Origin of the sequence: Pseudomonas sp. BN417, assembly GCF_029871205.1 — a bacterium.
Classification (GTDB): Bacteria; Pseudomonadota; Gammaproteobacteria; order Pseudomonadales; family Pseudomonadaceae; genus Metapseudomonas.
On record NZ_SSOJ01000160.1, the window covers coordinates 27,726 to 40,427 of the forward strand.

The window sequence follows — 12,702 nt, forward strand, 5'->3', positions numbered from 1 at the left end:
GACAGGAACGGCGAGCTTGGCCGGATCGTCGTTTTCCCGCTTGTAATGCCCTCTATAGACTGGGCCGATGCCCCGAGGAGGAACCCCCATGCAGTGCTACCTGGAAGCCGGCCGCTTCGTTGATAGTGACCACCCCCTGGTGGTCGAGTTCGCCGAAAAGCACCGTGGCGCAAGCGCCAACTCCGCTGATCAGGCTGTCAGCCTGTACCGCGCGGTGCGTGACGAGGTCCGCTACAACCCTTACGTGTTCAGCCGCGATCCTGAAACCCTGAAGGCCAGCCACGCCCTGGCCGCAGGTGAGTCCTACTGCGTGCCCAAGGCGATCTTGCTGGCGGCCTGCGCGCGGCATTGCGGCATCCCCGCGCGCATCGGGCTGGCCGATGTGCGCAACCACCTGGCCACGCCCAGGCTGCTGGAGCTGCTGCGTAGCGAGGTGTTCGCCATGCACGGCTATACCGAGTTCCATCTCGACGGCCGCTGGGTCAAGGCCACTCCGGCCTTCAATCTCGCCTTGTGCCGGCTCTTCAATGTTCCGCCCCTGGAGTTCGACGGTCGCCACGACAGCGTCTTCCACCCCTTCAACCGGCAGGGTGAGCGCTATATGGAATACCTGGCCGACCACGGCCAGTTCGCCGACCTGCCGGAAGAGCTGTTCTTCGGGCACCTGGCGGCCGTCTACCCGCACCTGTTCGAGGAAGGCGCCGCCTTCCTCACCGGCGACCTGCATGCCGAGCTAGGGACGTAGGGTGGATCACACTTCACCGATCCACCGGCGGTGGTTGAGCTTCTGAGCGTTTGCCCACGTCCCTCTGGTGGAAATCCGCCACGCGGATTTTCACCCTACGTGGCTGCGTTGGAAGGGAAGGCTTTTCCTGTGGGGGCGAATTCATTCGCCAAGGGCTGCGGAGCTGCCCCGGAAGGCCGCGGGGCGAACCTGCGGTTCGCTTGGCGATTGAAATCGCCCCCACAATGAGTGGTGCCTCCGTGCAGGCCATCCTGCGAACCTGCGCAGAATATCTGGAGGATTCGGCATTCCGTCGCCGGGACCGCCGCCCTAGAATGGTGCCCCTGCCCATCTGGCCGAGGAGTGTGTCGCGATGCTGAAAATCTGGGGACGAAGGAATTCCACCAATGTGCGCAAGGTGCTCTGGTGCGCCGAGGAGATCGGCATCGCCCATGAGCAACTGGACGCCGGCGGCGCCTTCGGCCTGGTCAATGACGCCGCCTACCGGGCGCTCAACCCCAATGGCCTGGTGCCGATGATCGAGGACGATGGCCTGGTGCTCTGGGAGTCCAACGCCATCGTCCGTTACCTGGCCGCGCGCTACGCCGCCGGCAGCCTCTACCCCGAATCCCCGGTGGCGCGCGCCGAAGGCGACAAGTGGATGGACTGGGCCACCTCCAGCCTGGCCACGCCGTTCCGCGACCTGTTCTGGGGCACCCTTCGCACACCGCCTGCCGAACGCAACCAGGCGCTGATCGACGCCGCGCTGACCCGCTGCGGCGAGCTGCTGGCCATTCCCGACCGTGCCCTGGCCGAGCGGCCCTACCTGTCGGGCGCGAGCTTCGCCATGGGCGACATTCCCCTGGGCTGTTTCGCCTATGCCTGGTTCGAGATGCCGATCCTGCGTCCCGAACTGCCGAATCTCGAAGCCTGGTACGAACGCCTGAAGGCGCGCCCGGCCTACCGCAAGGCGGTGATGACGGCGCTGACCTGAGCGGGTCGCGACCCCGGTTCGCCGATCCTTTCCATCGAACCTAGGCTGATGTGCAATGATCCGTAGTTGAATTTACTGGCATTCAGCCTTATCTAGCCTCTTCCCCTTGAATCAGACGAATCCGATATGACTTCCGCCCTGTCCATCCGGCAGTTGACCAAGACCTACGCCAATGGCTTCCAGGCCCTCAAGGGCATCGACCTGGAAGTAGCCGAAGGCGACTTCTTCGCCTTGCTCGGGCCCAACGGCGCGGGCAAGTCCACCACCATCGGCATCCTGTCCACCCTGGTGAACAAGACCAGCGGCACGGTCAACGTGTTCGGCAACGACCTGGACAAATCGCCCTATGCGCTCAAGCGCTGCCTTGGGGTGGTGCCCCAGGAGTTCAACTTCAACCAGTTCGAGAAGGTCTTCGACATAGTCGTGACCCAGGCGGGCTACTACGGTATTCCGGCGAAGATCGCCAAGGAGCGCGCCGAGCAGTACCTGACCCAGCTCGGCCTGTGGGAGAAGCGCGACTCGGCGTCCCGCGAGCTGTCCGGCGGCATGAAGCGCCGGCTGATGATCGCCCGTGCGCTGATCCACCAGCCGCGCCTGTTGATCCTCGACGAACCCACCGCGGGCGTCGACATCGAGCTGCGCCGCTCCATGTGGAGCTTCCTCACCGAGCTCAACCAGCAGGGCATCACCATCATCCTCACCACCCACTACCTGGAAGAGGCCGAGCAGCTCTGCCGCCACATCGGCATCATCGACCACGGGCGGATCATCGAGCACACCAGCATGAAAGAGCTGCTGAAGAAGCTCCATGTGGAGACCTTCCTGCTCGACCTCAAGGAGTCCCTGGAAGTGGTGCCGCAGCTCAATGGCTACCCGGCGCACCTGGTGGACCACCACACCCTGGAGGTGCAGGTGGAGAAGACCCAGGGCATGACCGAGCTGTTCCGCCAGTTGGCGGCGCTGAACATCGACGTGCTGAGCATGCGTAACAAGTCCAATCGCCTCGAGGAGCTGTTCGTGTCACTGGTGGAGAAAAACCTGGCGAAGGTGGCCCTATGAGTTCGGAACTGAGCGCCAACCTGGTCGCCCTGAATACCATCGTCTATCGCGAAGTCCGTCGTTTCACCCGTATCTGGCCGCAGACCCTGCTGCCCCCGGCCATCACCATGGCCCTGTACTTCGTCATCTTCGGCAACCTGATCGGCCGGCAGATCGGCGAAATGGGCGGCTTCAGCTACATGGACTACATAGTCCCCGGGCTGATCATGATGTCGGTCATCACCAACTCCTACAGCAACGTGGTCTCGAGCTTCTTCGGCAGCAAGTTCCAGCGTTCGGTGGAGGAGCTGCTGGTGTCGCCGGTGTCGCCGCACACCATCCTCCTCGGCTACACCATCGGCGGCGTGCTGCGCGGGCTGGCAGTGGGGGTGATAGTCACTTTCCTGTCGCTGTTCTTCACCAAGCTCTCGGTGCACCACATCGGGGTGACGGCGCTGGTGGTGCTGCTGACCGCCACCATCTTCTCCCTGGGTGGCTTCATCAACGCCGTCTACGCGCGCAACTTCGACGACATCTCGATCATCCCGACCTTCGTGCTGACCCCGCTGACCTACCTGGGCGGCGTGTTCTACTCGATCAACCTGCTGCCGCCGTTCTGGCAGACGGTGTCGCTGGGAAACCCGATCCTGCACATGGTCAACGCCTTCCGTTACGGCATCCTCGGCGTTTCCGACATCAATATCGGCGTCGCCATCGCCCTGATGCTGCTGACCATGGCCGTTCTCTACGTCGCCTGCATCCACCTGCTGGTGAGCGGGCGCGGCATGCGTCAATAAGGCGAAACAAAGCGACACAGAGTGGCATTATCTTCTGGATGCCGCTGATCGAAGTCTGCCGATACAGTCGGCAGACTTCCTCCCCCCTTGCGTTCAGTCTCAGAGGCTCCAGATGAAGGTCCGTCGCAGTGTTTGGCTGTTGCTCGGGACGATCGCCGCTGTCTCCGCCCTGGCCCAGGAGGCGCCCCTGGTGGAAGTGGCCGAGCCGCAGCGGGCGCTGGTGCGCGACGAGCTGGTGACCTTCGGTTCGCTGCGTTCCGACGAGTCGGTGATGATCCGCCCGGAGATCGAGGGCCGGGTAGCCGCCCTGCATTTCAAGGAGGGGCAACAGGTCAAGGGTGGCGCCTTGCTGGTCAGCCTGGATGATGCCATCGCTCGCGCCGAGCTGGCCCAGGCCCAGGCCAACCTCGACCTGGCGGAAAAAAGCTACCAGCGCGCAAAGATGCTGTTCTCCCGGGGCGCCAGCAATGCCCAGGCCCAGGATGAATCCCAATCCCAGCAGCAGGCGGCCCGCGCCAGCCTGGCCCTGGCCCAGGCGCGCCTCGACAAGACGCAGATCCGCGCGCCCTACGACGGCACCCTCGGCCTGCGCCAGGTGAGCGTCGGCGACTACCTGAGCGCCGGCCAGGACATGGTCAACCTGGAAGTCCTGGACCCGCTCAAGCTCGACTTCCGAATCCCGCAGAGGGCGGTCAGCCAGGTGAATCTCGGCCAGCCGGTGGAGATCAGCCTGGACGCCTATCCGGGCGAACGCTTCCGTGGCGACATCATCGCCCTCAACCCGCGCCTGGACGAAGTCGGTCGCAGCCAGGCGATCCGCGCGCAGATTGCCAACAAGGATCACCGTCTCAAGCCCGGCCAGTTCGTAAAGGTGTCGGTGATCCTCGCCGAACGCCCAGAGGCCCTGCTGATCCCCGAGGAGGCGGTGATGCCCGTGGGGCAGCAGTTGTTCGTCAACCTGGTGGTGGACGGCAAGGTGGAGCGGCGTCAGATCAAGATCGGCCAGCGCCTGCGCGGCAAGGCCGAGGTTCGTGAAGGCCTGCAGGGCAATGAGCAGGTCATTACCGCGGGCTGGCAAAAGGTCAGCCCCGGGCTGGAGGTCCGCACCGTAGCGCGAGGTGGGGTATGACCCTCTCTGATGTGTGCATCCGCAGGCCGGTCTTCGCCACCGTCCTGTCGCTGATCCTGGTCCTGCTCGGGCTGCTGGCCTACCAGCGGCTGGCAGTGCGGGAGTATCCCAACATCGACGTGCCGATCGTCACGGTCAACATCATCTACCCCGGCGCCAGCCCCGAGATCATGGAGTCCCAGGTGGCCCAGCCCATCGAGGACGTGCTCTCGGGCATCGAGGGCCTGGACTTCGTCGCTTCCATCAGCCGCTCGGAAAACACCCAGATCACCGCCCAGTTCCGCCTCGGCACCAATGCCGACGAGGCGGCCAACGACGTCCGCGACCGCCTGGGCCGGGTACGCGGGCTGCTGCCGGACGAGATCAACGAACCTATAGTGCAGAAGGTCGAGGCCGACGCCCAACCGGTGATCTGGATCGCGTTCTACAGCGAGCAGCACTCGGCCATGGAGATCACCGATGTGCTGGAGCGGGTGGTGCGTGACCGCCTGCAGACCATCCCCGGCGTCTCCGAAGTGCAGATCCGCGGCGCGCGGCGCTTCGCCATGCGCATCTGGCTGGACCCGGAAAAGCTCGCTGCCCATGACCTCACCGTGCAGGACGTGGAGGACGCCCTGCGCCGGCAGAACGTGGAGATTCCCGCCGGGCGCATCGAGTCGGTGCAGCGCGAGTTCAGCGTGCTCTCGGAAACCGACCTGCGTACCCCCGAGGAATTCAACGACCTGATCCTCAACGACCAGCGCGGCTACCTGCTGCGCCTCGCCGACGTCGGCCATGCCGAGGTAGGCGCGGCGGATTTGCGCAGCATCGTGCGCTTCAATGGCCGTTCAGCGGTGTCCCTCGGCCTGGTGCGGCAGGCCACGGCCAACCCGCTGGACATCTCCGATGGGCTGAACGCCGCGCTGCCGGAAATCCGCGCGCTCCTGCCGGACGGCATGAAGATGGCCATTGCCAACGACAACTCGCTGTTCATCCGCGAGTCCATCGACAACGTCTACACCACGATCTGGGAAGCGGTGGGGCTGGTGATCCTGATCATCTTCCTGTTCCTGCGCTCCCTGCGCGCCACCCTGATTCCCCTGGTGACCATTCCGGTGTCGCTGATCGGCGCCTTCAGCCTGATGGTGCTGCTGGGATTCTCCATCAACACCCTGACCTTGCTGGCCATGGTGCTCGCCATTGGCCTGGTGGTGGACGACGCCATCGTGGTGCTGGAGAACATCCACCGGCATATCGAGGAAGGCATGTCGCCGCTGCAGGCAGCCTACAAGGGCAGCCGCGAGATCGCCTTCGCGGTGATCGCCATGACCCTGACCCTGGCTGCCGTCTATGCCCCCATCGGTTTCATGCAGGGCACTTCGGGCAAGCTCTTCACCGAGTTTTCCTGGACCCTGGCCGGCGCGGTGCTGGTGTCCGGCTTCGTCGCCCTGACCCTGTCGCCGATGATGTGCGGGCATCTGCTCAAGCCCTATGCGCCGCAGCAGCATGGACGGCTGTACAACCTGGTGGAGTCCTTCCTCCACGGCCTGACCTATAGCTATCGCCACCTGCTGGAGCGGGTCCTGCATGCCTGGGTGCTGATCATCGGCGTGCTGGTGGCCATCCTGGTCCTGTGCCTGGTGATGTTCAGCGGCCTGCGCAGCGAACTGGCGCCCACCGAAGACACCGGCACCATAGTCGGTTCCATCAACGGTCCCGACGGCGCCACCATCGAGTACACCAGCCGCTACGCGAAGATGCTGGAAGACGCCTACCGCTCGATCCCGGAAACCAACCGCTACATGGTCGTGGTGGGCTTCCCCACTGTGGCCCAGGGCCTGTCGTTCATGAAGCTGGAGGACTGGGACTCCCGCGACCGCACCCAGTTCGAGATCCGTGACGAGCTGCTGCCCAAGCTGCGCGACATCCCCGGCGTGCGCGCCTTCCCGATCAACCGGCCGCCACTGGGTCAGAGCGCGCGCAACCAGCCGGTGAACTTCGTGGTCCGCTCCTCCCTGGAGTACAGCGAGCTGCAGAGGTACGTCGACCAGTTGATGGAGCGGGTGCGCGACTACCCGGGGCTGGAAAGCCTGGACAGCGACCTCAAGCTCAACTCGCCGCAGCTCAAGGTCACGGTCAACCGCGAGCAGGCGGTGGCGGTGGGCACCGATGTCGCCGCCATCGGCCGCAGCCTGGAAAGCCTGTTCGGCAGCCGCCAGGTGACTCGCTTCAAGCAGAACGGCGAGCAGTACGACGTGCTGGTGCAGCTGGCCAACGTCGACCGCAGCAACCCGGAAGACCTCAACCGCGTCTATGTGCGCGGGCGCAACGACAGCATGGTGCAGCTGGCCAACCTGATCGAGATTCGCGAGACCGTGGCGCCCCGCGAGCTGAATCACTTCAACCAGCTGCGCGCGGTGACCGTCACCGCCAACGTCGGCTCCGGCTACACCCTGGGCGAGGCCCTGGACTATCTGGAAGAAGCGGCGCGGGGCATATTCCCGCCCGACACCCAGTTCGACTACACCGGCACCTCAAGGGACTTCAAGGACGCGAGTACAGGCGTGGCGCTGATCTTCGCCCTGGCCCTGGTGTTCATCTATCTGGTGCTGGCGGCGCAGTTCGAGAGCTTCATCGACCCGCTGATCATCCTCTTCAGCGTGCCCCTGTCCATGGCCGGTGCGCTGCTGGCCCTGTCCTTCTTCGGCGGCACCCTGAACATCTACTCGCAGGTGGGCATGGTCACGCTGATCGGCCTGATCACCAAGCACGGCATCCTCATCGTCGAGTTCGCCAACCAGCTGCTGCGCCAGGGTATGGAGCTGCACGAGGCGGTGCTGGAGGCCTCGGTGAAGCGCCTGCGGCCGATCCTCATGACCACCGGCGCCATGGTGCTGGGCTCGGTGCCCCTGGCCATCGCCAGCGGCGCCGGCGGCGAAAGCCGGCAGCAGATCGGCATGGTGATAGTCGGCGGGCTGCTGGTGGGCACTTTCTTCACCCTCTTCGTGGTGCCGACCCTCTACCAGCAGCTGCGCCGCTGGCGGCCAATCCACAAGCTGGAGGCGGCGCCGGCCTGATTTATCTCCCCTCTCCCTCCGGGAGAGGGGCCGGGGGTGAGGGTATCCAGTCCGCTCTGCGCCAAGCTGCGGGATTTAGTAGGGTGAAAATCCGCGTGGCGGATTTCCACCGAGGGGGATCGCGCGGCGCGGTGACAACCGCCCTACCCGACTGCAGGCAGCTCGCTTCTTGTGGGGGCGATTTCAATCGCTAAGGGGCGCGCAGCGGCCCCCTTTGACCTTGCAGGCCGAACCTTCGGTCCGGTTAGCGAATGAATTCGCCCCCACAAGGTCGCCCAACCGACCCGATCACAACCGCTGGAAGAATTTCGGATAGCGGTGCACCAGCCCATCCTCATCCAGGGTCAGCACCGCCTCGAAGCCACTGCCATCGAGGTTCTGGTAGAGGTAATGGCCATGGTCCAGGCGGGTGTAGGCTTGGCGCATGCGCCGAACCGTCAGCTGCGGCGCCTCGACGAACACCACCTCGATCTCGCGGCGCTCGCCGGGATTGAGGAACAACCGCCAGATGCTCGGGCTGTTGGTGAAGGGGGTGGGCCAGAGGTCCAGGTCGAGGCAGCCGGACAGCTCCGGCAGCTTGCGGCCGTCGCCGTCGAACCAGTGCAAGCCGTCGCGGCGCAGGACCAGGCTCCGGCTGCCTCGTGCATCGCGCACCGTGGCGTTGAATGCCCGCGGTTCCCAACCTTTCTCGTATTCCAGGGTGTAGTTCAGGCGGTAGCACTTGCCGTCGTCGTCGAAAGCCAGCATGCCGCTGTCCACCCGCCGACCTTCCAGGCGGAAGTCCTCCAGCCCCTGGGTGGGCGCCCGGGTGTTCCAGAGGTGGGTCCAGAGAGCGGTGGTTCGCATCGGTTCAAGCCTCGTGGCGCTTGAGTGCGCGCAGGTCCTGGGACAAGGGTAGCAACTGGAAGGGGCAGGGTTCAGTCCAGCCGCAGCCCCACCTGGCGAATCTTCGGCAGGCGTGCCACCACCAACTGGTGGGAGCGGGTGATCAGCTCGCGCAGTTCATGCTCGCCCATGGGGTAGGGGCGCTGCATGGCAATCCAGTGGGCGCGGGCCAGATAGGGGGCGGGGCGAATGCCGGGGCGGTCGACGTAACCGAGGAACAGCTCCTTGTCGACCTTGAAGGTCAGGCCGTCACCCATGAAGTCGAGTATGGCGAACATCTTGTTGCCGGCCACCGAGAACACCCGGTTGCTGCCCCACTTGAGGTCTTCCCGGGCCCCGGGCAGTTGCAGGCAGAAAGCGGCGACTTGATCGGGGGTCATGGGTGCTCCTGTTCCTTCAGGTTGTCGATTCGCTGCGCAGCAGCCACAGGCTCAGCAGCATGCCGGTCAGCGCCATCAGTGCAGCTACCAGGAATATCGCGGCGAAGCCTGCGAGGCTTGCGATGGCGCCCATCAGCGGCCCGGCGATGCCCAGGGCCAGGTCGAAGAATACCGCGTAGGCGCCCAGGGCCGAACTGCGGCTTGCGGCCGGGATGCGGGTGACCGCCTCGACGCCGAGGGCCGGATAGACCAGGGACAGGCCGAATCCGGTCAGCGCCGCGCCGGCCAGGGCCATCCAGGGTGTCGGCGCCAGCCACAGCAGGAACAGGCCGAGGCTTTCCACCGTCAGGCAGGCGATCGCCACGCGGTAGCCGCCGAGGTGCTTGATGCTGTTGACGAACAGCAGCCGCGCGCCGATGAAGGCGCAGCCGAAGGCCGTCAGGCAGTAGGCGGCGCCTTCCCAGCCGACGCTGGCGTAGTACAGGGTGATGAAGGTGGCCAGGGTGCCGAAGCCGATGGAGCCCAGGGCCAGCGCCGTGCCGTTGGGGGCGATGCGCAGGAAAACGTTGGTGAAGGGGAGTCGCTCGCCGTGGACGATGGGCGCCGGGCGCTTGGGCCAGGCCAGCAGCAGGGCGATGGCGCAGAGCAGGGCCATCAGTCCGCCGATGCTCCACAGCCCCAGGGCGTCCACCATCACCACGCCCAGTGGCGCACCGATGGCCACCGCACCGTAGGAAGCGATGCCGTTCCAGGAAATCACCCGCGCCATGTTCTCCGCGCCCACCAGGCCCACGCCCCAGCTGATGGAACCCGTGCCGACCAGGCCCTGGCCAATGCCCAGCAGCACCCGCCCGCCCAGCAACAGGCCGAGGCTCGCCAGGGGGAACTGCGCGAGGCTGGTGGAGAGCAGCGTCAGTACCCCGGAGAGGCCGCAGCAGGCCATGCCATACATGACCGCGCGCTTGGCGCCCAGACGGTCGGCCAGGCTGCCGGACATGGGGCGGGAAAGCAGGGTGGAGAGGTACTGGGTACTGATGACGATGCCCGCCATCACCGAGCCGTAGCCCATGTCGTCGTGCACGTAGCCGGGCAGCACGGCGATCGGCAGGCCGACGCAAAAGAAGCTGATGAAGGTGAAGAAGACGACGGTGATGATCTGCAGGGTGGTGGAGGACGCGGACGGCCGTGGCGTGCTCATGGCAGAACCTGGAAAGGGGGAAGAGGGCGCCGCCCATGATCCCTGACTCGGGCCGACAAAGAAAGCTAGCTAATGGTTGTCTTGCTGCCGGATGACTCAGACGGTGGGGTAGCGCTCGTGGGGGAAGCTTACGGCCAGATGCTCGATCCAGGCGCGTACCGCCGGCAGCATGCCGCGCCTATGGGTGTAGACGGCCCGCAGGTAACCACTCGGCAGGTCCCAGTCCGGCAGCAGGCGTACCAGGCTGCCATCGCGCAGTTCGGCGTCGCAGTTCATCTCCGGCAGCATGCTGAAGCCCAGGCCGGCCAGCACGGCGTGCTTGCGCACGTCGAAGTCCTCGATGCCGAGGCGGGCTTCCAGCACCACCTCGCGACGGTTGCCGTCGCTGTCGCGCAGCGGGTGGTGGATGCGCCGGTCCGCCTCCAGAGCGCCGAGGGCCGGCAGTTTCTGCAGATCGTCCGGGGTTTCTATTCGAATGCCTTCCAGCAGGCTGGGCGCTGCCACCAGGAATGCCTTGGCCGGGCTCAGTGGTCGGGCGATCAGCGACGGGTCTTCGTCACCTTCCTCGCGCACCCGCAGGGCCACGTCCACGCCTTCCTCACGAAGGTCCACGCGGCGGTTGGTGAGGATCAGGTCCAGTTGAACCAGCGGGTGGCGCTGGAGGAATTCTGCGATGACGGTCTTCAGCAGCGAGTGTGCCATCTCGGTGGGGCAGGACACTCGCAGGCGGCCGCGGGGCTCGGCGGTCAGGCTGGCCACCGCCTCGTCGGCCTGTTCGGCTTCGGCGAGCATGGCCTGGCAGTGGCGCAGGTAGCGCTCGCCGACATCGGTCAGCGCCAGCTTGCGGGTGGTGCGCTGCAGCAGGCGCACGCCCAGGCGCGTCTCCAGCTCGGCGATGCGCCGCGAGAGGCGCGACTTGGGCACCCCCAGCAGGCGGCCGGCGGAGGAGAAGCCGCCGTGCTCGACGACTTTGGCGAAATAGAAGAGATCGTTGAGGTCTTGCATGGCTTCGTCCTGCGGGTGGGACGAACTATCGCACCGGGCGGGTTTCCTGCGCTATTGCTTTGTTTGGCGGGACTCGGCCGCCGATTGCCGACGGGCCTGCCAGGGTCTATACCTGATCCTCTTCCAACCACCCGATAACGGAGCGATCACCATGTCCTTGTCCATGTACGAGGCGTCCATCCCGGTACTGGCGCGCATGCTCAACAATCTGTCCAACATCCTCAAGAAGGCCGAAGCCAATGCCCAGGCCCGCGGCATCGAGCCCAAGGTGTTCATCGAATCGCGCCTGGCGCCGGACATGTATCCGCTGGCGCGCCAGGTGCAGATCGCCAGCGATATGGCCAAGGGCTGTGCGGCCCGCCTGGCTGGCGTCGAGGTCCCGAGCTGGGCCGACACCGAAACCAGCTTCGAGGAACTGCAGGGGCGCATCGCCAAGACCCGGGACTTCATCAAGGGCATCGACGCCACTCAACTGGAAGGCAGCGAAAGCCGCACCGTGGTGTTGAAGATGCGCAGTGGCGATATCAGCTTCAGCGGCCAGGACTACCTGCTCAACTTTGCCTTGCCGAACTTCTATTTCCACATCACCGCCGCCTACGCGATCCTGCGCCACAACGGCGTGGATGTGGGCAAGATGGATTACCTGGGCGGGGTCTGACGCTCTGGTAGGTTGGCGCTGAGCGCAGCGAAGCCCAACGGTTCCGTGCATTGGGCTGTTGGGCTTCGCGGAGCTCTGCCCAACCTACAACCTGAGTTTGTTCTGCCAGTGGGACGCTGAATCACAAAATTGCTGGCTAATCAGCTTTTATCGACATGGATAGGATTACCCCCATTCCGGTCGGCCGTCGCCGATCGCCCAACTGAGGGAACCTTCCATGAAACTCCTGCACCTCGATTCCAGCATCCTCGGCGACGCCTCCGCCTCCCGTCAGCTCAGCCGCGCCGTGGTCGAAGCCTGGCAAGCCGCCGAGCCGGCCGCCAAGGTCACCTACCGCGACCTGGCCGGCGATGCCCTGAGCCACCTGTCGGCGCTGAGCCTGGTCGCCGGTGGTACCCCGTCCGAACTGCGTGACGCCGCGCAGAAGCATGAAGCCGAGCTGGGCGAAACCACCCTGAACGAATTCCTCGCCGCCGACGCCATCGTCATCGGCGCGCCGATGTACAACTTCACCGTGCCGACCCAGCTGAAAGCCTGGATCGACCGCATCGCCATTGCCGGCAAGACCTTCCGCTACACCGAGAACGGTCCCGAAGGCCTGGCCGTTGGCAAGAAGGTAGTGATCGTTTCCACCGCCGGTGGTATCCATTCCGGCCAGGTCACCGGCCAGGCCCACGAGGACTACCTGAAGCTTGTGCTGAACTTCCTCGGCGTGACCGACATCGAGATCGTCCGCGCCGAAGGCCTGGCCTACGGTGAAGAGCCGCGCGCCAACGCCATCAGTGGCGCCCAGGCGCAGATCGGCGGGCTGTTCGCCACCGTCTGATCCGGCTGCCTG

Annotated in this window: 12 protein-coding genes; 8 read left to right on the forward strand and 4 right to left on the reverse strand. The window is 65.2% G+C overall.

The features are described from left to right. Positions 1 to 88: 88 nt before the first annotated feature. The 6 genes from E8F11_RS26245 to E8F11_RS26270 all read left to right on the forward strand — a co-directional run bounded on the left by E8F11_RS26245 (position 89) and on the right by E8F11_RS26270 (position 7,738). Positions 89 to 745, forward strand: coding sequence for a transglutaminase family protein (locus E8F11_RS26245; RefSeq protein ID WP_280291844.1), 657 nt, complete (start codon positions 89 to 91; stop codon positions 743 to 745). Positions 746 to 1,097: 352 nt separating this feature from the next. Further along, positions 1,098 to 1,718, forward strand: coding sequence for a glutathione S-transferase (locus E8F11_RS26250; protein ID WP_280291845.1), 621 nt, complete (start codon positions 1,098 to 1,100; stop codon positions 1,716 to 1,718). A gap of 126 nt (positions 1,719 to 1,844) precedes the next feature. Beyond that, a complete protein-coding gene (locus tag E8F11_RS26255) occupies positions 1,845 to 2,777 on the forward strand; it encodes an ABC transporter ATP-binding protein (protein WP_280291846.1) in 933 nt (310 codons plus the stop codon). Next, positions 2,774 to 3,553, forward strand: a complete 780-nt coding sequence (locus tag E8F11_RS26260; protein ID WP_280291847.1) for an ABC transporter permease — start codon at positions 2,774 to 2,776, stop codon at positions 3,551 to 3,553. Before E8F11_RS26255 ends, E8F11_RS26260 begins: the two co-directional genes overlap by 4 nt. Before the next feature lie 112 nt (positions 3,554 to 3,665). Further along, the gene (locus E8F11_RS26265) at positions 3,666 to 4,682 is read left to right on the forward strand and encodes an efflux RND transporter periplasmic adaptor subunit (RefSeq protein ID WP_280291848.1); all 1,017 of its coding nucleotides are present in this window, start codon (positions 3,666 to 3,668) and stop codon (positions 4,680 to 4,682) included. After that, positions 4,679 to 7,738, forward strand: coding sequence for an efflux RND transporter permease subunit (locus E8F11_RS26270; protein WP_280291849.1), 3,060 nt, complete (start codon positions 4,679 to 4,681; stop codon positions 7,736 to 7,738). Before E8F11_RS26265 ends, E8F11_RS26270 begins: the two co-directional genes overlap by 4 nt. A gap of 288 nt (positions 7,739 to 8,026) precedes the next feature. Here E8F11_RS26270 and E8F11_RS26275 read toward each other — a convergent pair whose 3' ends face one another. From E8F11_RS26275 to E8F11_RS26290, 4 genes are all read right to left on the reverse strand, one after another. Continuing rightward, entirely contained in the window at positions 8,027 to 8,584 is a 558-nt protein-coding gene (locus tag E8F11_RS26275) for a putative glycolipid-binding domain-containing protein (protein WP_280291850.1), read from the reverse strand. Between the two features lie 71 nt (positions 8,585 to 8,655). Then, a complete protein-coding gene (locus tag E8F11_RS26280) occupies positions 8,656 to 9,003 on the reverse strand; it encodes an MmcQ/YjbR family DNA-binding protein (RefSeq protein ID WP_280291851.1) in 348 nt (115 codons plus the stop codon). A 16-nt stretch (positions 9,004 to 9,019) separates the two neighbouring features. Beyond that, positions 9,020 to 10,201, reverse strand: a complete 1,182-nt coding sequence (locus E8F11_RS26285) for an MFS transporter (protein WP_280291852.1) — start codon at positions 10,199 to 10,201, stop codon at positions 9,020 to 9,022. Between the two features lie 96 nt (positions 10,202 to 10,297). Then, on the reverse strand, positions 10,298 to 11,206 hold the full coding sequence (locus tag E8F11_RS26290) for a LysR substrate-binding domain-containing protein (RefSeq protein ID WP_280291853.1): 909 nt from the start codon (positions 11,204 to 11,206) through the stop codon (positions 10,298 to 10,300). A gap of 151 nt (positions 11,207 to 11,357) precedes the next feature. Between E8F11_RS26290 and E8F11_RS26295 the strand changes: the two genes are divergently transcribed. Both E8F11_RS26295 and E8F11_RS26300 read left to right on the forward strand, forming a co-directional pair. Next, positions 11,358 to 11,864, forward strand: coding sequence for a DUF1993 domain-containing protein (locus E8F11_RS26295; protein ID WP_280291854.1), 507 nt, complete (start codon positions 11,358 to 11,360; stop codon positions 11,862 to 11,864). A gap of 217 nt (positions 11,865 to 12,081) precedes the next feature. After that, positions 12,082 to 12,690 (forward strand): FMN-dependent NADH-azoreductase, encoded by a 609-nt coding sequence (locus E8F11_RS26300; RefSeq protein WP_280291855.1) that lies wholly within the window; start codon positions 12,082 to 12,084, stop codon positions 12,688 to 12,690. Positions 12,691 to 12,702: the final 12 nt, after the last annotated feature.